Raw genomic sequence first — 19,782 nt, forward strand, 5'->3', positions numbered from 1 at the left:
GCTATCTTGGCCAAAAAACTTGCGCAATCACACGGTTCAGTGAATGATCGGACGAACGGCCTCGAGCGGCGTGCCTGCCGCGAGGCCGTTCGTTCCTTTGCGCTACACATTCATACATCGATCATGCCGACTTCAACCTCCACTACCATTGCTTCGTCCGTCCCCTGTCCGATAGTCGAATCACTCGACGCCATCCTTCCCGAAGAACCGCTGCTGATGATGGGCGCCGGCCCCGTGCCGATTCCCGCCGCGGTCGCGAAGGCCAATGCGATCGTGATCAACCATCTGGGCGGCACGATGGCGAAGGTGGTGAACCAGGTGAAAACGATGGCGCGCTACGTGTTCCAGACGCAGTCGAAGTGGGTGCTCGGCGTCGCGGGACCGGGATCGGGCGCGATGGAGATGGCGATCTCCAATCTCGCGTGGGAAGGCACGCGCATGCTGTGCATCAAGAACGGCTTCTTCAGCGACCGCATGGGCGAGATGGGCCGGCGCGTCGGCGCGCGCGTGAGCATGCTCGAAGTCGCGGACCGCACGGTCGCGAGTCTCGACCAGATCGCCGACGCGCTGCGCCGCGAGCGTCCCGAGGTCGTCACGGTCGTGCAGGGCGAGACCTCGAACACCGTGTGGAATCATCATCTGAAAGACATCGCCGCGCTTGCGAAGGAAGCGGGCGCGCTCGTGATCGTCGACGCTGTCTGCACGCTGAGCACGATGCCGCTCGAAATGGATACCTGGGGCATCGACGCGGTGATCACCGGCGGCCAGAAGGGCTTGTCATCGATTCCGGGCGTGTCGCTGATTGCGTTTTCAGACGCCGCCTGGGCGCGCGTCAAAGGCCGCACGGCGCCCAATACGCACTGGTGCCTCGATGCGTCGCTGGCGGAAAACTTCTGGCACAACGCCGGGTATCACTACACGGCGCCGGTGTCGGGCGTGCTCGCGCTGCACGAGGCGCTGCGGCTCGTCTGCGCGGAGACGCTGGAGAAGCGCTTCGCGCGCCATCTGAAATGTTCGCTCGCGTTGCAACAAGGCGTCACCGCGATGGGCCTGCAACTGTATGCGCCGGAGAATTGCCGCCTGAATTCGGTGGTCGGCATCGAAGTGCCGGACGGCCTCAGTCCCGCCGACGTCTGCGCGCATATCTCGCGGCAGCATCAGGTGGAAATCTCCGGCTCGTTCGGTCTGCCGATCGTGCGTATCGGCCAGATGGGCGAACAGTGCCGCGAGCACAACCTGTTTCGCACCGTGCATGCGCTGGGCCGCACGATGGTCGATCTCGGCGTCAAGGTCGATCTGCCGGCGGGTGTCGCGGCGCTCGAGCGCGGCTTGAGCGAAGGTAAATAAGCATTTTTCCGATGCGCTACGAATAGCATTCGCAGCGCATATCTTTTGTGCGATCCAGCACTTTATAGTTCCATTAGAAAGTCTTTCCCGCCGTTATCGCGTTGCAATAAATTAATGCTTCGCAACGTTTTTACATAACAATGGCGAAATCTTCGAAACCCTTACGGAATAAGGCTCTGCGCCTTTCTAAAAGGTTTTCTTCCTTTCTTGCTTTCTATTGTTCTCTGTGCGCCGGCGCACGTATCGAGATCAGGCCGAAACGTAAAGTAGGTCACGGCGAGAGCAGCGCAATGCTCACGCTGCGGTAAATCGCAAGACCATGATTCGACACACGGCGCGTGCCAGGACGTGCCTGCCGCGCTCATGCATGCATGCCGCCGGAACCAAGCTTTAACGCCAAAGCGCCCCCGCGAGGCAACAAAAAAGGATTTCTATCCGATTCGATAATTCGATTGCGTGGAGTCTCGAAGTCTGTCTTCGAGGGTCCGCGCACGTACGAAGCAAGGATATCGACACTATGGCGAGCGCATACGACTCAGGTCAATCGGCAGGGGTTATCGTTGGAGCAGAGTTGAACGGACTGGGGGTGGCGCGATCGCTCGCGCAGGCCCGCGTTCCGGTTATCGCAGTCGATACGAGGACCCGCGCGGCGACGTGGTGCCGACACGTTCATGCGCATCAGGTAAAGAGTTTTGTCGGGAAAATATTCGTTGATGAAATGATCGAACTCGGCAAGCGGTTCGATCGTCTGCCAGTTCTGATTCTGACCGACGAAGACGCGGTGCATGCGGTGTCGGAAAATCGGGCGGCTTTGTCGCACTGGTATCGGTTCCGCCTGCCGGCCGACGACACCGTCAAGATGTTGTCGAGCAAGGCGCGCTTTCACGAATTCGCGCAGCAGCATGGCTTTCCGGTGCCGCGCTCGGTCGTGCTCGACAAGCTTGCCGACATCGAACGGCTGGCCGAATTGCGCTACCCGTGCGTGCTGAAACCGGACGACAAGCGCAACGTGCTGCGCGGCGAGAAAGAACGCGCGGTGCGCGTCGACACGCTGCAGCATGCACGCGATCGCGCTATGGCGATGCTCGCGACACCGGGCGGCATCATCGCGCAGGAGTGGATCGAGGGGCCTGACAGCAACATCCACTTCACGCTGTTCTATCGCGGCGCCGACGGCAACATGGTCAGCATGTTCACCGGCCGCAAGGTGTTGAGCTCGCCGCCGGGCGTCGGCAACACCGCGATCTGCGTGGCCGCGCCCGAAGCGCGCGGGACGCTCGAACCGCTGACGCGGCGCTTCGCCGAGCTGGCCGGTTTCGACGGCATGGGCAGCATCGAGTACAAGTGTGGGACGACAACTACAACGAGTTCATGATGGTCGAGCCGACGGTCGGCCGCACGGACTGGCAGGAGGAGATCGCGACGCTGTGCGGCGTCAACATTCCGCTTGCCGCGTACCGCCATGAACTCGGCCTGCCATTGCCCGTCGAGCGCCTGAGCCGGCAACCGGTTGCGTGGCGCGCGACGTTTTCCGACCGGCCGCCGCCCGAATTGCTGAGCGAGCGCACAAAAATTTTCGATGGCTATTTCCGCTGGAACGATCCGTTCCCAGCGTTGCAGCACTATGTCGTGATGAATCCGCTGCGACGCATGAAGCGCAGCTGGAAAAAAGCGATCAGGGCGCCCGAGTCGCGTCAGGCCAAAGCCTGACGCTGGCAACGAAAGCCGTTCCCCTGGAGACCAGCATGTCTTTGACCGATACCATCATCATTGGCGCGGGGCCCTACGGGTCATCTCTTGCCGCGCATCTGAAGGCCGCCGGCGTGGATCACCAGATCCTCGGGGAACCGATGGGAGCGTGGCGCAACTACATGCCACCCGGCATGCTGCTGCGCTCCGAGGCGTTCGCGTCGAGCCTGCACGCGCCGCGCAGCGGCTTTACCGTCGAAGACTACTGCCGCCTGACAGGGCTGCCTTACCAACCGCTCGGCATGGCGCTGACGCTCGAAACCTTCGTCGAGTACGGGCTGTGGTTCCAGTCGAATCTGGTCGGCGAAATCCGGCCGGTCGACGTGCTCGCATTGCGCCGCGTCGGCGATCAGTTCCAGCTGTCGCTGAGCGACGGCCGCTCGCTCGCCGCGCGCAGAGTCGTGATCGCGCTCGGCCTGAAGGGCTTCGCGCAAACCCCGCCGGCGCTGCGGGACTTGCCGGCGCAATATGCGTCGCATTCTGAGCTGTATGGGAACCTCGAGTGGGCGCGCGGCAAGGACATTGCGATCGTCGGCGGCGGGCAGTCGGCGCTCGGGCTGTCCGCGCTGCTCAACGAACTCGGCGCGCGCGCGCACGTGCTGATGCGCGAGAGCAGCGTGGTGTGGCACGAGCGGCCGCAGGGCGGTCGCAACATCCTGTCGCGCATCAAGGGGCCCGACGCGGGACTGGGGCGCGGCTGGCGCTCGCTGTTCCTGTCCGAGTTTCCGGGCGTGTTCCACATGCTCGACCCGCGACGCCGCAAGCAGATCATGGAGCACACGTACGGCGCGTCCGGCGCGTGGTGGCTGCACGATCGCGTGGTCGGCAAGGTGCAGATATCGCATCGCACCGTGGTGCGCTCCGCGGCGATCGAAAACGACCGCGTCGTACTGAACGTGCTGAGCGATGGCAAGGAAGCGCGGGTGAGCGCCGATCACGTGATCGCCGCGACCGGTTTCAAGACCGACATGCGGCAGCACGCGTTCCTGTCCAAAGATCTGGCCGACGCGATTTCGAATCAGGGCGGCATGCCCGACCTGACGTCGCACTACGAAACGCGCGTGCGCGGCCTCTATGTGATCGGACCCGCGTGCGCGCACAGCTTCGGGCCCGTGATGCGCTTCGTCTATGGAACCAAGCACGCGTCGCCGACCGTGGCGCGGCACATTATCGGTTCGTTGAAAGCGGGTGCGCGGCAACGCACGTGGCCCGTCGCCCATGCACCCATGCCGGAGCGCTCAGGTGAATAAAACCCAGGCAACGGGCGCGCCTGCGCGCTCGCACCTGTCCGACAGCTACCGCGGGCGCCGCATGAAGCGCTACAAGATGCTCGTGAAGGAGATGCTTGCGGGCTTCGTCCTGATTTCGGGTCTCGCGTGGTTCACGCGCAAGGTGCTGTGGCGCGATCGCGTGGCCGTGCTGCTTTATCACGATCCCGATCCGGACACGCTCGACCGTCACCTGACTTATCTCGGCAAGCTGTGCGAGTTCGTGCCGTTGACCGACGTCAGCGCGCGCGGCCGCGGCCGGCCACGCGTGGCGATCACGCTCGACGACGGCCACGCGGGCAACGCGAAGCTGTTGCCGGTGTTCATCAGGCACAACGTGCGCCCGACGATCTTCCTGTGCAGCCGCATCGTCGGACGGCCGCGCAGTCACTGGTGGCTGCATCCGGGCTCGCTGCGCGTCGGCCATGAACGTCTGAAGCGGATGACGAACGACGAGCGCCTCGCCGCGCTGGCGGCCCAAGGCTACCAGCAGGACGGCGATGACCGGCCAACCGGCCTGTCGATCGAAGCGATGCAGGCGATGCGCGAGCACATCGACTTCCAGGCGCATACACGCTTCCATCCGATCCTCACGCATTGCAGCGACGCTGAAAGCGAGGCCGAAATCCGCGACAGCCGCCATGAGATCGCGGCGCTGCTGCAACAACCGTGCGAGCACTTCGCGTATCCGAACGGCAATTACGGCGAACGCGAAGTGGAGTTCGTGCGGGCCGCCGGCTTCAAAACCGCGCGCACCTGCGACATCGGCTGGAACGATCAGCACACCGATCCGTACCGGCTGCGCACGATCATCATCGACGATGCGGCATCGACGCTGCGCTTCGCGGCGCAATTGAGCGGCATTGCGCTGTTTCTGCGCTATCTGCGCGAGGGTGGAGGCTGGCGCGGCAAGTTTCCGCAGTTTTGAACAGAGGGAGCGCCTGGACGAAGCGATTCGTCCGGGCAACGCCGTCCGGGTTTTTCGCGAGACGGCACGAGGGGCATACGACAGGAGGGGACATGCAGCGCTGCAGGGTACTGGTGATCAACGATTACGCGCACATGGGCGGCGCGGAAGTGGTCTATCAACAATCGGCCGAGCTGTTGGGCACGCTGCCCGGCGTCGAGGTCGAGCGTTTCGACGATAGCCAGTTTTCCGCGCGCTCGACGATGCTGTCGCGCTCCTGGAACACGACCGCCGCGCGCGCGCTCGAAAAGGCGCTGCATCGTTTCCGGCCGCATCGGCTGATGGTGCACAACTACCACAACGTGCTGTCGCCTTCGATTCTCAGCGTGATCGCGCGGCACGAGCGTCAGTTCGGTTATCGCGCGTATCACACCTGCCACGACTATCACCTCGTCTACTACAACCCGTCGCTGCAGTACTTCGACAAGGATAGGCGTCCGATCATTCTGCCGCTCGACGTGCTGCGCACACGCGCGGTCTTCACGTTGCGGCCGACGCCGAAGGGCCTCGTGCACGATCTGATGACGAAGGCGTGGTGGCACGCGGTGCGCACGGCCTATCAGCCCGCGCGCGTGTTCGACAGGATCTTGTGCCCGAGCCTGTTCATGCAGCAGGCGCTGCATCGCGTCGGCATCGAGAATACGGTCATCGTGCACAATCCGTCGGCGGTGCCGAGCGCGATGCCAATCGTCACGGTGCGTGACAAGGAGCGCTTCAACATCGCGTTCGTCGGACGGATCTCGCCGGAGAAAGGCCTGCCGCAATTTCTGACGCTCTGCGAGGCGACGGGCTTCCAGCGCATCAATTGCATCGGCGTGTACGGCGACGGCCCGGACCGCGCGGCGATCGAGCAGCGCTACGCGTCGCTGATCGCACAGCGCAAGCTGATCCTGTTCGGCACGATGCCGCAGCAGCACTTGTTTCCCGCCATGCGCGAGTTCGCCGATGCGGTGGTCGTGCCGTCGGTGGGCGCGGAGAACGCGCCCCTTGTCGTGATCGAGGCGGCGATGCTCGGTCTGCCGGTGCTGGTTCGCGATGGCGGCAGCATGGCGGTGACCGCGGAATCGGTCGGCAACAAGATCAAGTTCAAGTTCGATCCGGGCAGTCTGAAACAGGCGCTCGGCGAACTCGCCATTCATCTGGCCGATGAGCACAGAAAGTACGACGTCGAAGAATATCTTCCCGAGCATTACGCGCGGCGTCTGGCTGAAATCATGCACATCGGCGAAAGTTCGACGCACGTCGCGCCGTCGCGCCTTCGCGCGCGCTATGCGGATAATCCGCGTCCGACGCCCTGAAAATAGTCGGCGCTGATTGTGGCAAACGGCGTGTATATCCGTGCCGTTATCGTCGTTTTGAACACGTGTTTTTTTATCGCGTGATTGGTCTGAAGCAATCCTGTAGCAATCGGCTTTTGTGTGCGCTGCCGAACGTTGTAAGGACGGGCTCTCTGAATATTATGATCGTCAAGGAAAGGCATTTTATCGAGCGCTGAAGCGCGTGGCTCGACAGAGTAAACGAGGCCGCGGTGACGGCGCGGAGTTGGCGATGAACGACTCAATGGGTCGGCGAAAAAGCCAGACTCATTAGAACAAAAGCATGTGTATGTCGTGAGCGTTTGCGTGGAAAAACGGCGGACGAGACGCGGCTAATCGGGGAACCTTCGCGACCGGGCCCGGCAGTCAGTTCAACCAAACAGGAATGTGGCCGCAAGCGGCCACATCGGCGATACGGGGGTATCCAGACGGTGATGCGCTACAGCTCAGCGCACGCTGTATGGATCGGAGGTCTCGGGAGACGCGTAGGTCTGGTCTGAATTCCACAAATCGCTGCCGTAGGGGTCCGCTGAGTTCTTGCCGCGGACAGGCTGTGCAACGCTTGTACGTTTCTGCTTCGGAAGGCTGTTTTTCGTTTGGGTGTACACGTTGGGCGCGACATAGCGGTTCTTTTTAGCGTACGCGAAATCCGACGAGGAGCCGTAGAGCGTGGTGGAACTGGCCGCATGAGGCGTCATCGCGTCGAGTTGCGAGTGATTGGCCACATAACGCGGCGCATAAGCGGAAGAGGCGGCGGACACGATGCTCTGGGCGTAACCCACCTGGGCGGTCAGCAATACCGGCAATACGGCGGCAAGAAGTTTGTTCATTTCGGGGTCCGTAAGAAAGCATGTGGTGCGATGTTAGGGAAAAGAGCCGACCTCGCATAGGCGCTGTTACACACAAAGGTAGCCGATGTGGCGTAAATCGGCTACCCCCGTCCGATCGAGGCGGTCAGCTCGATGGACACAGGCATGACTGTATGCGGCGACGTGCCGGTCCCGGCGCTGAGAATAAGTGGCAAACCGTCGAGACTTTGGGAGAACTCGCATGAACCAAAGCAGTACACCGTTCGATAGCCGGAACAACAACAGCGAACATGCGCCGGCAGGCTTCGCGAATTATCTGGATGCGCTGTACGACAATCGCAAGCTGATTGCCATCACGACGGCCATCGCGGTCGCGCTCGGCATCGCTTATTCGGTGTTCTCCCAACCCGTGTATCGCGCGGACATTCTGGTGCAGGTCGAGGAGAACGCGGGTACCTCGTCCAAGAGCGTGATCGGCGACGTGTCCGCGATGTTCGACGTGAAGACCGCGACGTCAGGCGAGGCACAGGTGATCGGCTCGCGCATGGTGGTGGGCCGCGCGGTCGACAAGCTCAATCTCGACATCGAAGCGGCGCCGCGCTACTTCCCGCTGTTCGGCCGCTGGCTCGGCCGTCATTCCGATCATCTGTCGACGCCGGGACCGCACGGCTACGTGTACGGCAACGAGCGCATCACGGTGTCGAAATTCGACGTCCCCGAAGAGCTATTCGACCGTCCGTTCGTGCTGAAGATGGGCGAGGGATCGAGCTACGAGCTGCAATACGGCAAGCTGAAGCTCGAAGGCACGGTCGGCCAACCGCTGAGCGCGACGACCAACTACGGGCCGCTCACGCTCGTCGTCGACCGGATCGAGGCGAATCCCGGCGCGACCTTCGAAGTGCGGCGCCAGTCCGCGCTGACGACGACCGAAAAGCTGCGCAAGGAACTGACGATCTCGGAAAAAGGCAAGGAATCGGACATCCTCGGCGTGTCGCTCGAAGGCAGCGATCCGAAGAGGATCAGCGCGATTCTCGCGACCATCGCTGGCGAATACGTGAGCCAGAACCTGAAACGCAAATCCGAGGAAGCGGAGCGTTCGATCCGCTTCCTCGAAATACAGCTTCCGGAAATGCGCCAGCAGCTTTCCGATTCGGAAACGCGCTTCAACGACTTCCGCGCGAAGCATGGCACCGTCGATCTCGGCGAGGAAGCGACCAACTTGCTGCAGCTGTCGGTTCAGGCGCAGACGCGGCTCGCGGAACTTCAACAGAAGCGCAATGAACTGCTGTCGCGCTTCACCGACCAGCATCCGGCCGTGCAGTCGGTCAACGCGCAGTTGCATGCGGCGCAACAGGAAGCGAAAGATCTCGCGAGCCGGACGCAATCGCTGCCGCCGCTCGAACAGAACGTGCTGCGCCTGCAGCGCGACGTGCAGGTCGGCACCGAGCTCGATACGTCGCTGCGCAATACGCTCGAACAGCTGAAGCTGATCAAGGCGGGGAAGTCCGGCAACGTGCGCATCGTCGACGGCGCCGTCGCGCCCGATACGCCGGTGCGGCCCAAGCCGCTGCTGATCATCATCGGCGCGCTGATGCTGGGCGTGTTCGTCGGCGCGGTGATTGCGCTCGTGCGTCAGCGTCTGTTCGACGCGATCGACGATCCGTACGAAGTCGAGCTGCGCACCGGTTTGCCGGTCTACGCGAGCGTGCCGTTCAGCCGTCAGGAAGAGCGGTTCGCGCACAGCCGTCGCCGTCCGGAATCGAAGGCGCTCGTGCTCGCGGGCGAAGCGGTGATCGATCCGGCCATCGAAAGTCTGCGTGGCTTTCGCACCGCGCTCGAATTCACGATGACCAAGGCGCGCAACCATATCGTGCTGATCACGGGCCCGACGCCGGGCATCGGCAAGTCGTTCGTGTCGCTGAATCTCGCTGCGGTAATCGGTGCGACCGGCAAGCGCGTCCTGCTGATCGACGGCGACCTGCGTCGCGGCTTCCTGCATCGGCATCTCGGCGGCGATCGCGGCCCTGGCCTCACCGATCTGATCCAGGGCGCGTACCGTCCCGAAGAGCTGATTCGCGCGACCCGTTTCCAGGGTGTCGACTTCATCGCGAGCGGCCGCCAGGTTGCGAGCCCGAGCGACGTGCTGTCGAACACACGGCTCGAAGCGGTGCTGCGCCAGGTCGCGACCGGCTACGACGTCGTGCTGCTCGACGGACCGCCGGTGCTGCTCGCCGCGGATGCGGTCCGGCTCGCCTGCGTGGCAGGTACGACGTTCTTCGTCGCGCGTCAGGGTGTCACGGGCATCGGCGAGCTGCGGGAGTCGGTCCGCCAGATGCAGAAGGTCGGCCTGCCGGTGCGCGGCGTGATCATGAACGGACTGCGGATGCGGCCGGGACGCTACAGCTACGGCTACGGACGCTATCGCTACGCGGCCTACATCTACAAACCGTACGACAGATAAGCACGGGCGCCTGGTTCGCGACGCGCCCGCAGTGCGGGGCGTCGCGCCCGACTGGACCGATCAGAACACCAACATGGCAATGCGAAGGGATCTTACGGCCGCGCTCGCCGAGCGCGTACCGTACAGGCAAGGGACTACTCGGATGAAACAGCTATTCGTCACGCCTTTTCTGCCTCAGAAAAACGCGCCGCAAGCTGGCCACCGTTTGGCCTACGACTACCTGATCAAACTGAGCGCGGAATCGGAGCTCGACGTGCTGATCGTGTCGCGCGTGCCGGTCGACGAAAAAGCCATCGAGTTCCGCGCGAACGTGCGCAACGTGTACATCCAGTACGTGAGCCGGTTCGACCTGATTCCGTCGTTCCTCGCGAATCCGCTGACTTTTTCACCGCGCCTGTTCTCGCGCTATAAGCCCGCGATCGGCAAGTACCTCTGCGAGCTCGTCGACCGGAACCGATACGACACCGTGCGGCTCGAGTTTTCGCAATGCTTTGCGTATGCCCAGAATCTGCGCGACCGTTTCCACGACCGCGTGAAGATCGTGATGTGCGCGCATGACGTGCAGATCCAGGTCATGTTGCGCGTCAAGTCCATCGAAGGATGGCTGTTCACCCGGCAGACGTTCATGCTCGAGCAGCGTCTGCTGAAGCTGGCCGACAAGGTGCTCGTGCTGTCCAGCAAGGACGCGCAGCTGATCAACGGCCTGTACCCCGGGGTCGGCACGTTGCAGGTCGTGCCGATCTCACTGCCGGCGTTTCTGAAGGAAGTGCGGCGCTCGAAAGACACGGTCGAGAAAGGCAACATCCTGTTCTGGGGGGCGATGCAACGCCGTGAGAACGAAGAGGCGCTGCTCAATTTCATCGACACGATTTTTCTGCCGCTGCGCCGGCGCGGCCTGCAACTGAAGCTGTTCGTGGTCGGCTCCGATCCGAGCGACCGCGTAAAGCGCCTGAATAGCGACGATATTTGCGTGACCGGCTTCGTCGAAAATCCGGGCAAGTACTTCGAGTCCGCCGATATCGGCGTGGTGCCGCTGCTGTCGGGCGCCGGCGTCAAGCTGAAGACGCTCGAAATGCTCGCGGCGAAACTGCCGGTCGTCTCGACGCCGCTCGGCGCGGAAGGCGTCGAGCACGACGGCACCTTGCTCAACGTCTGCGAAATCGATGAGTTCCAGGACGTGATCGAGCGCATCTACCGCGGTGATCCGGTCAACGTCAACGCCTCCGTGGCGTATCAGGCCTGACGCCATGATCGCAACCATCGCCTATCTGCTGGCCGTCGTGCTGTGTGCCTCGCGCGGCGTGCTCGAGTATCTGATCGGCAAGGACGCCGCCTATCTGATCCAGGTCGGCGGTATCGTCGGGCTGCTCGTGTGGTACATCTCGCCGACGGCGATCGCCGCTTACTTCCGCGACGAAGGACGCCTGTCGTTCGGCTTCCTCGTGGGCATGCTGTTCTCGACCGGGCTGTCGATCGTCGCGACGCTCGCGCTCACCGGTGAGTTCGGGCCGTCCTATCTGTTCGTCTTCATCTTCACGCTGTTCATCTACTTCTACGCGATCTCGAACTATCAGAGGCGCTTCGTGCAGCCGCGCGTCGCCTATGCGGGGCTCGTGCTGATCGCGCTGATCGAGGCGGGCGTCGCGCTCGCGCAGCAGCAGAACGTCTTCCCGATCGATCTGCCCGGCGCGACGTACGGCTTCGACAATCTGCGCGCGCCGTCGCTGACCGGCAGCTATCTGCACTACCCGCTGTTCGTCGCGATTGCCGCGTCGCTGTGCGGCGTCGACTATCTGGTGCGCAAGAACGTGCTGTCGGGCCTCGCGTGCGTGGTGCTCAGCTTCGCGATTTTCTCGGCGCTGTCGCGTAGCGGCATGCTGATCATTCTCGGCACGTTCGGGCTCGCGTTCGTGCAGGCGCCGATCCAGTTCATCACGAGAAACGCGAAACTGATCGTTGCCACCGTGTTCGCGACGATGGCGATCATGATCTTCGGCGTCGCGGTGAGCAGTCAGAACGACAGTGTCGTCAACGTCGGCACCGAACGGATCATAGGCGCGACCGATCTGCAATCGGACGGCAACGACGGCCGCACCGAAGCATGGGAAAAGGCCAAGTCGCTCGTATTGCCGGTCAACGTGATCGCCGGCACGTACTTTGGGCTCGTCACGAACTCGGCACCCGAGCCGGTGAAACAGGAGTTCGGCATCGTCGAATCGAGCGTGCTGCAGCAGATTCTGAATATCGGCCTGATGGGCGCGATCTTCTATTACGGCGTGCTGATATCGGTGACGAAACTCGCGAGCAGCGCGAGCCGGATTTCGTTGTGCGTGTGGGCCGCTTTATTTCAAACGATCTTCTATCAATCGATCGAAGTGATTCCGTTTGTCTTCATCCTGATGACATTGCCAGTGTTCGATTACGTGGGCGGACCGCGTGCAAACAGCACGTAGCGAACGAGAAGGCAGTGCGCTCCAGATCGTCTGCATCGCGCGGACGAGCAGTGGGTAGTCGGTAGTGCGCGCGAACAGCGCGAAGCAAGGTGCAAGAACCAGAAAGCCGTGTTTGGGGGTAATTCCACAAACACCTGATGTAAAGCAGGAGGTGGGGATGAACCTGAAGGGAATGTTTAGCGTGGTGATCGTCAATTACAACACGCCAAAACTGGTCGGAAATTGCGTTCGCTCCGTGCTTGAACTTTCGATTGCGGATAAGGAGGACATCGTCGTGGTGGACAACGCTTCACCCGACAATTCGTTTTCCTATCTGAGGGAGACGCTTCCGACGGGAGTGAGGCTCGTCAAAACGTCGATCAATCGCGGCTTCGGAGCCGGCGTCAATTTCGGCATGGTCGGTTGTCTGCGCGAACTCGTGCTCGTGCTGAACCCGGACACCTATTTCGTCGATACATCGCTCGAAAACGCGGTGCAGTTGTTCAGAACGGAGAAGGATGTCGGCCTCGTCGGTCTCGATCTGATCTATCCGGATGGCGAGCGGCAGTTTTCCGCGCGGCGCTTTTATTCGGTGCTCGACATACTCGGCCGGCGTTCGCCGCTCAGGCGGCTCGGCGCGTTCAAGCGCCGCATCGACAACCACATGATGCGCGAAGCGTGGGCCGCGGGCACGCCGTTCGAGGCCGAGTGGGTGCTGGGCACGGGCTTTATCGTGCGGCGCGCGTTGTTCGGCGAACTCGGCGGCATGGACGAGCACTTCTTTCTCTATATGGAGGACGTCGATTTTTGCGCGCGCATCTGGCAGGCGGGCTACCGCGTGCTGTGCGTGCCGGGCGCGCGACTCACGCACGAGCATCAGCGTGCGTCGGCAGCGGGCTTCCTGAGCAAGGCGGGGCGCCGGCATATGAACAGCTTGTGGCGTTTCAGCCGCAAGTATCGTGTGCCGCTGTTCAGACCGCCAGGCGTGCAGGGCCTGAGTCGCAGCGCGAAGGCGCGTGCGGTGCCGGTCCCCATGACCGTGAGCGCGCGTCCGGCCGCCGAGCAGGGGCAAAGCATCACGGTGGACTGATGCCTGTCGATGTCTCGGCGTGAAAAAAGAACGGAGTAACGCAATGGGGGAAGGCTAGATGAAAACCCGGCGACAGGCGCTCAAGACGTTCCTGCTCGGCGGCCTGGCCGGGGCCAGTGCAAGCACCGCCGATTTGGGCATCGCGCGCGCGACGGGGCACGCGCCGCGCGAGCGCGGCGCGTTCGCGAGTATGGGTAACGGCGCGGGCGACGGCGCCGGCGGCGTCCTGCGCGTCGCCGCGTCCGTGCCCGAGCGTGCCGCATCGGAACCGGTTGCGCCGAGCTATCTGAAGACGCTCAGCGATATCGTCGCGGGACTCGAGGTCAGCGTCGCGCGCTTCGTCGATCCGCACCGGCTGGCGGCGATCCAGCGCGGCGCGTCCGGTTACGACTGCGGCGCTGAACTCAGGGAAGCGTTCGCGAGCGGTGCGCGCGGGTTGTATCTGCCGCGCGGCATCTGGCGTTACACCGGCGACCTGGCCACCGCGAACGGCTCGAGACTGCGCGGCGACGGCGGCGGCGAATACGTGGTGATCACCGACATCGCGATGGGGGCGACCGTGCTGGAGAGACAGGACTCGGGCGGCCCGAGGTCGGCGGCGCTGACGCTGGGCGACTCGGCGTTCGTCGAGCATGTGCAGGTGCGGCCCGCGCATTACGACAAGGTCATCTACTACCTCGCCAACTATCCGGCGCACACCGGCAACACGGCGATCGGCATCCACTTCGGTACATCGGCCGGGGCCAGTCGTTGCACGGCGATCGGTTTTTCGCGCGCGGGCTACGAACTCGGCGTCACCTCGACGCTCGAGCGCTGCTATGCGTACATGTGCGAGCGCGGCTTCTACGCGACCGAGCACACCGACGGCTCGCTGATCAATTGCATCGGCATGTTCTGCCATACGGCCGGCGCCGATATCGTCGACAACTTCTGGCAGGTGATCGGCGGACGCTGGGAATGGAACGCGCGACACGGCGTGATTCTCGGCGCGGAGTCGCTGATCGTCGGCGCGGTGTTCGATCGCAATGGCTTTGCCGGCGTCTATATGAAGAGCGGCAACTGGGGCAAGGTGGTGAACGGCAATTACTTCTCGCGCAACGGTTGCGGCGGCGACGGCAAGATCGGCCGCTGGAAATTCTCGACGCGCGGCCATCCGTCGTACCTCGATGTTCCGGCCGGTCAGAGTTGCCACATCCAGATCGATTACCAGCAGGGGGCGACGATCGTCGGCAATCGCTACCGTCCCGGCCAGGACGACGAGAACGCCGGCTGCGACGGCCCGCAGTTCGTGTACGGCAGTTCGACCGCGCCGGGCAGCACACCGCTCGACGGCATCACGATTCAGGGCAATTTCGGCGATCGCGCGGGTGACACGATCGTCGGTTACGCCAAGGCGTATCCGGGCGGCGGCGCGATCGCGGGCGGCAAGGACGCGAGCCTCGTGCATGCGCTGAATCTCGGCGTCGGCTACGAACGCGGCGGCGTCGCGGCGGCGCTGCATTGCGGAAACCAGACCGTGTCGCAGGAGACGACGCGCATCGCGATCAACGTGCTGCGCTCGACCTCGGGCCGCGTGGTGTTGCGCGCGGCCACACGCGGCCATGCTCTACTCGCCGAAATCCTGTTCGCAACCGACGCAACCGACGCCAACTACAAGACCGTGGTAAGCAATCTGATCGGCAATGCGGTGAAGAGCGCGGTGTTGAACGCAAATGGTGAAGACGATCGCTACAACAAGATCGATATCGCGCTAAGTGAACCTGCTTTCGTGTCGTATTCTGTTTTTTCGACCTGAGTTTTAACCGCCTACTGCAAACAGGACGATTGTGTCGACGAGAAACGTCATCATCGCGCTGTATTCGGTGTACGCACTGAACTACGTGCTGCCGCTCGTTACGTTGCCGTATCTGTCGCACGTACTTGGGCCGGCCGGGTTGGGCGTGATCGGTTACGCGCAATCGATTTCGCAGATTCTTCTCGTCATCGTCGACTTCGGCTTCGGCCTGTCGAGCGCGCGCAAGGTGGCGGTGCACATCGATAACCCGGAGGTCGTGAACCGCATCTACTGGTCGACCACGATCGGCCGCGCGATTCTCGCGTTGCTGTGCTCGCTGGTGCTGGTCGGCTGGGCCTTCGCCGCGCACATGTCGCCGCAGGAGCGCGGTGCGACGCTGCTGGGCTCGCTCGTGATCTGGGGCGGCGTGCTCACGCCCGGCTGCTTCTACGAAGGCACGCAGCGCCTGCCAGTGCTCGCGGGCACGCTGCTCGCGACGCGCGTGGGTCTGCTGATTCCGCTGTTCCTGTTCGTGAGGACTCGCGACGACGTGATGCTCGCGGCCGCTCTGCAATATGCGCCGACCTTCGTGTGCGGCGTGATCCTGATGGGCGCGCTGATCTGGAAGCGCGAGATCCTGCTGACCGTGCGGGTCAGTTGGGCCGACGTGATGGCCGAGGCGAAAGAGGCGTATCACATCTTTCTCGGTTCGGCGCTGACATCCGTGTACATGTACGCGAACGTGATCATGCTGCGCATGATCAGCGGCCCGGGTGCGGTCGGCTATTACGTGGCGGCCGAGCGACTCACCAACGCGCTACGCGCGTGCACGGCGCCGGCCATCCAGGCGTTCTTTCCGAAGATCTGCGTCGCTTACGAGCGCAACGACATCGCCTATATCCACAAGGTCAACCGCGGCTTCATGGTCGCGTTCGCGGCGTCGGCGGTGCTGATTCTGGTTGGCTTTACGGTGCTCGGCGAATGGTTCGTCGGACGTTTTCTCGGCGAGGCGTTCGGCGAGACGTTCCGCATTTTGCGCATTCTCGTGTTCGTGCCGGCGATCGTCGGCATGACGACGACCCAGGTGATGCTGACGATCATCGCGTCGGGCAATCAGTCGTTGCTGAAGCGGATCTATGTCTACGGCGCGCTGTTCCATCTGGTGCAGGCACCGATCAGCATCTACTTCTGGGGCGGTGTCGGCACCGCATGCTCGGTGGCCGCCACCGAGCTGTTCATGCTGATCGGCGTGTACAACGTGTCGAGCCGAATCAATCACGGCCAGATCGCGGTGCGCGCGCAGACGACGATCGAGCAGGAGATGGCGGCGGAGAGAGATTAGCCGCGAGGATGGACAGCGGGATCGAATGGCCGCGGCGCGCGTCGCGGCCTTGTTGCGTCTGCGCCGCGCGGTCGTTGCGCGCGTTCACTGCGAGTGCTTACTGCGCGGTAGACAGACTGGTTACTTTCGCGTTGCGCAGATACAGCACCGTCGACAGCACGACCGCCGCGGCAGCCGCGATCGCGGCAAACAGGAACACCGAGCCGTAACCGAACTCGCCGGCGATATACCCCGCCAGCGGCCCGGTAATGCCGAGCGACAGATCGAGAAACACCGAGTACGCGGACAGCGCCGCGCCGCGGCTCGCCGGCGGCACGAGCCCGACCGCCTCGACGCCGAGCGCCGGAAACACCAGCGCGAAGCCAAAGCCGGTCAGCGCGGCGCCCGCGAGCGCGATATGCGGCTCGGGCGCGAGCCACAGCATCAACAGACCCGCGCATTCGAACGAGAACGACGCGATTGCCACACGAAAGCCGCCGTAGGTCTTGATCGTGTTCGCGAACAGCAGGCGCGCGCCGATGAACAGCGTGCCGAACAGCGTCAGCGACAGCGCCGCATTCGGCCAGTGCTTCGCCGCATAGAACAGCGTGATGAAGGTCGCGATCGAACCGAAGCCGGCCGAGCCGAGCGCGAGACCCATACCGTGCGGCAGCACGCGCGTCAACACGCTGCGATACGACATCCGCTCGCCATGCACGACCGGCACCGGCGCGATCAGACGCGCGAGGTAATAGCCGAGCCCCGCGAGCGCGATCACCAGAATGCCGAGCGCGGTAAAGCCGATCGAGCGCGAGATCATCACGCCGAGCGGTGCGCCGATCGCGAGTGCGCCGTAGGTCGCGATGCCGTTCCACGAAATCACGCGGGCGTTGTTGGAGGTGCCGACCCGGCCGATTCCCCACAGAATCGCGCCGGTGCCGCACAGGCTCTCGCCGAAGCCGAGCACGAGCCGGCTGCACACGAGCAGTGCGAGGCTCAGCCCCGGCCAGCGACCGGTCAGCGCGGCGAGCAACAGCAGCACGCCGCTCGCGCCGCAGCCGAGCAGACCGATCGACACCGTGCGCTTCGGCCCGAGCGTATCGGCCGAGCGGCCCGCGAGCGGCCGCGACGCGAGCGTCGCGAGGTACTGCACGCTGATCGCCGCGCCGGCCAGCACCGCGCTGTAGCCGAGGTCGGCGTGCACATAGCCGGGCAGCACCGCGAGCGGAATACCGATCGCGAGGTAGCAAAGAAAGGTGAAAAAGACGACCGGAATGATCTGCAGGGTCGTCGAAAATTCGCTGCGGGGGGACGCGGAGTCGGTGGACATCGGGAAAACGAGACTTGAATTCGGCGGGAAGGCGTGATTGTCCCATGGAACCGATTCCCTTGCAGGGTTTGCTTAAAAAATGGGACGAATCAATGGCGGGTTGTGACGTGATAAAGGTCCGTTTTCACGCCGCTAGCGCGCGATTGTTCGGCGAGGCGAGAGGGCATGCCAAAATCTGGCATGTCCGCCAAACCGGCAAAAATGGATAAAAACGGCAAAAGCGTCAGATCAACATAAGCGCTGCCGTACGCAATTCCACCTCGATATCGCGCGACGAATATGTCCCCCATGCGATTCGAGCTATGGGTTGCGTTTATTGACGGTGATAGCTTTCAAACCATCGACGCGGCGTGTCCGCGCGAACACGCAACAGACGAGAGCACCGAGACATGACCGAGCCGATTCGTTTCTATCACCGCAACGCGATCCGCGAAATCGAGGACGCGCCCGTCACCCGCACGGTGCTGCAGTATCTGCGCGAGGACGCGCATTGCACCGGCACCAAGGAGGGCTGCGCCGAAGGCGACTGCGGCGCCTGCACCGTCGTGATCGGCGAGCGCAATCCGGCGGGCGGCGTCGACTTCAAGGCGGTCAACGCCTGCATCCAGTTCGTGCCGACCCTCGACGGCCGCGCGCTCTTCACGGTCGAAGACCTGCGCCAGCCGGACGGCTCGCTGCATCCGGTGCAGCAGGCGATGGTCGACTGCCACGGCTCGCAGTGCGGCTTCTGCACGCCGGGCTTCATCATGTCGATGTGGGCGCTCTACGAGAAGCACGGCCACGAGCATGGGTGCGCGAACCGCACGGTGCCGTCGCGCGAGGCGATCGGCAATGCGCTGACCGGCAACCTGTGCCGCTGCACCGGCTACCGGCCGATCGTCGACGCGGCCGAGCGCATGTTCGACGCGCCCGCGCCGCGAGCGCCAGTCGACGTAAAGGCGCTCGCCGACACGCTGGCGACGCTCGAACGCCGCGACACGTTTCAGTACGAGCACGCGGGCCGGCGCTTCGCCGCGCCGCGCACGGTCGCGGCGCTCGCGCGGATCAAACACCAGGAACCGGCCGCGCGCCTGCTCGCGGGCAGCACCGACATCGGCCTGTGGGTCACCAAGCAGATGCGCGAGCTCGGCAACCTCGTCTACGTCGGACAGATCGCCGAGCTGCAAAAGCTCGACACCAATGACGACTGGATCGAGATCGGCGCCGGCGTCAGCGTCGAAAGAGCGTATGCCGAGATCGCGAAGGAGTACCCGGAGCTGACCGAAATGTGGCAGCGCTTCGCGTCGCTGCCGATCCGCAACGCCGGCACGCTCGGCGGCAACATCGCGAACGGCTCGCCGATCGGCGATTCGATGCCGGGGCTGATCGCGCTCGGCGCGCGCGTGATCGTGCGTGGCGGTGACATCGAGCGCGAGATGCCGCTCGAAGACCTGTACCTCGCGTATCAGAAGAAGGACATGGCCGAGCACGAGTTCGTCGTCGGCCTGAAGGTGCCCGCGCGCGGCGGTGCGCGCGCGAACCTGCGCTTTCGTACCTACAAGCTGTCGAAGCGCTTCGATTCGGACATCTCGGCCGTCTGCGCGGCGTTCTCGTTCATCGCCGACGGCGACGCGATCCGCGAGCCGCGCATCGCGTTCGGCGGCATGGCCGCGACGCCGAAGCGCGCGCTCAATGCCGAAGCCGTGCTGCGCGACGCCGAATGGCACGAGGCGACCGCACAGGCCGCGATGCTCGCGCTCGGCAACGACTACGCGCCGCTCACCGACATGCGCGCGAGCAGCGACTACCGCCTCGAAGCGGCGAAGAACACGCTGTACCGCTTCTGGCTCGAAACGCGCGCGCGGCAGCCGCTGCCGAAGAGCGCGCTCGACGTGCGCGCGGTCGCGCCGGCCGGCGCCAGCGCCTGAGCGCCGCGCGT

General features: G+C 63.6%; 14 protein-coding genes and 1 pseudogene. 13 read left to right on the forward strand and 2 right to left on the reverse strand.

Annotation, left to right across the window (positions count from 1 at the left end; translation table 11 throughout):
* Positions 1 to 123: 123 nt before the first annotated feature.
* The 5 genes and pseudogenes from OKW41_RS43430 to OKW41_RS43450 all read left to right on the forward strand — a co-directional run bounded on the left by OKW41_RS43430 (position 124) and on the right by OKW41_RS43450 (position 6,629).
* Complete coding sequence (locus OKW41_RS43430) at positions 124 to 1,347, forward strand: pyridoxal-phosphate-dependent aminotransferase family protein (RefSeq protein WP_429453016.1); 1,224 nt, start codon at positions 124 to 126, stop codon at positions 1,345 to 1,347.
* A 517-nt stretch (positions 1,348 to 1,864) separates the two neighbouring features.
* Positions 1,865 to 3,057 (forward strand): annotated as a pseudogene (locus OKW41_RS43435) (carboxylate--amine ligase).
* Positions 3,058 to 3,092: 35 nt separating this feature from the next.
* On the forward strand, positions 3,093 to 4,346 hold the full coding sequence (locus tag OKW41_RS43440; protein WP_429576222.1) for an NAD(P)-binding domain-containing protein: 1,254 nt from the start codon (positions 3,093 to 3,095) through the stop codon (positions 4,344 to 4,346).
* 61 nt (positions 4,347 to 4,407) lie between these two features.
* The gene (locus OKW41_RS43445) at positions 4,408 to 5,292 is read left to right on the forward strand and encodes a polysaccharide deacetylase family protein (RefSeq protein WP_429454593.1); all 885 of its coding nucleotides are present in this window, start codon (positions 4,408 to 4,410) and stop codon (positions 5,290 to 5,292) included.
* Positions 5,293 to 5,384: 92 nt separating this feature from the next.
* Entirely contained in the window at positions 5,385 to 6,629 is a 1,245-nt protein-coding gene (locus OKW41_RS43450) for a glycosyltransferase (RefSeq protein WP_429576223.1), read from the forward strand.
* A 464-nt stretch (positions 6,630 to 7,093) separates the two neighbouring features.
* Here OKW41_RS43450 and OKW41_RS43455 read toward each other — a convergent pair whose 3' ends face one another.
* The gene (locus tag OKW41_RS43455; protein ID WP_429453009.1) at positions 7,094 to 7,477 is read right to left on the reverse strand and encodes a hypothetical protein; all 384 of its coding nucleotides are present in this window, start codon (positions 7,475 to 7,477) and stop codon (positions 7,094 to 7,096) included.
* A 220-nt stretch (positions 7,478 to 7,697) separates the two neighbouring features.
* Between OKW41_RS43455 and OKW41_RS43460 the strand changes: the two genes are divergently transcribed.
* From OKW41_RS43460 to OKW41_RS43485, 6 genes are all read left to right on the forward strand, one after another.
* Complete coding sequence (locus OKW41_RS43460) at positions 7,698 to 9,917, forward strand: GNVR domain-containing protein (RefSeq protein ID WP_429453007.1); 2,220 nt, start codon at positions 7,698 to 7,700, stop codon at positions 9,915 to 9,917.
* Positions 9,918 to 10,059: 142 nt separating this feature from the next.
* Entirely contained in the window at positions 10,060 to 11,160 is a 1,101-nt protein-coding gene (locus tag OKW41_RS43465) for a glycosyltransferase (RefSeq protein WP_429576224.1), read from the forward strand.
* A 4-nt stretch (positions 11,161 to 11,164) separates the two neighbouring features.
* Entirely contained in the window at positions 11,165 to 12,370 is a 1,206-nt protein-coding gene (locus OKW41_RS43470; protein WP_429576225.1) for a hypothetical protein, read from the forward strand.
* 157 nt (positions 12,371 to 12,527) lie between these two features.
* Positions 12,528 to 13,439, forward strand: a complete 912-nt coding sequence (locus OKW41_RS43475) for a glycosyltransferase family 2 protein (RefSeq protein ID WP_429576226.1) — start codon at positions 12,528 to 12,530, stop codon at positions 13,437 to 13,439.
* A gap of 58 nt (positions 13,440 to 13,497) precedes the next feature.
* A complete protein-coding gene (locus OKW41_RS43480; RefSeq protein WP_429576227.1) occupies positions 13,498 to 15,234 on the forward strand; it encodes a hypothetical protein in 1,737 nt (578 codons plus the stop codon).
* 31 nt (positions 15,235 to 15,265) lie between these two features.
* Positions 15,266 to 16,555, forward strand: a complete 1,290-nt coding sequence (locus tag OKW41_RS43485) for an oligosaccharide flippase family protein (protein ID WP_429452997.1) — start codon at positions 15,266 to 15,268, stop codon at positions 16,553 to 16,555.
* Positions 16,556 to 16,652: 97 nt separating this feature from the next.
* On the opposite strand, the gene OKW41_RS43490 is transcribed toward OKW41_RS43485, so the two are convergent.
* A complete protein-coding gene (locus OKW41_RS43490; RefSeq protein WP_429576228.1) occupies positions 16,653 to 17,864 on the reverse strand; it encodes an MFS transporter in 1,212 nt (403 codons plus the stop codon).
* A gap of 44 nt (positions 17,865 to 17,908) precedes the next feature.
* Between OKW41_RS43490 and OKW41_RS43495 the strand changes: the two genes are divergently transcribed.
* Both OKW41_RS43495 and xdhA read left to right on the forward strand, forming a co-directional pair.
* A complete protein-coding gene (locus tag OKW41_RS43495; RefSeq protein WP_429576229.1) occupies positions 17,909 to 18,073 on the forward strand; it encodes a hypothetical protein in 165 nt (54 codons plus the stop codon).
* A gap of 180 nt (positions 18,074 to 18,253) precedes the next feature.
* The gene (gene xdhA, locus OKW41_RS43500; protein ID WP_429576230.1) at positions 18,254 to 19,771 is read left to right on the forward strand and encodes a xanthine dehydrogenase small subunit; all 1,518 of its coding nucleotides are present in this window, start codon (positions 18,254 to 18,256) and stop codon (positions 19,769 to 19,771) included.
* Positions 19,772 to 19,782: the final 11 nt, after the last annotated feature.

The organism is Paraburkholderia sp. UCT70 (genome assembly GCF_050434085.1).
Taxonomy (GTDB): domain Bacteria; phylum Pseudomonadota; class Gammaproteobacteria; order Burkholderiales; family Burkholderiaceae; genus Paraburkholderia; species Paraburkholderia tuberum.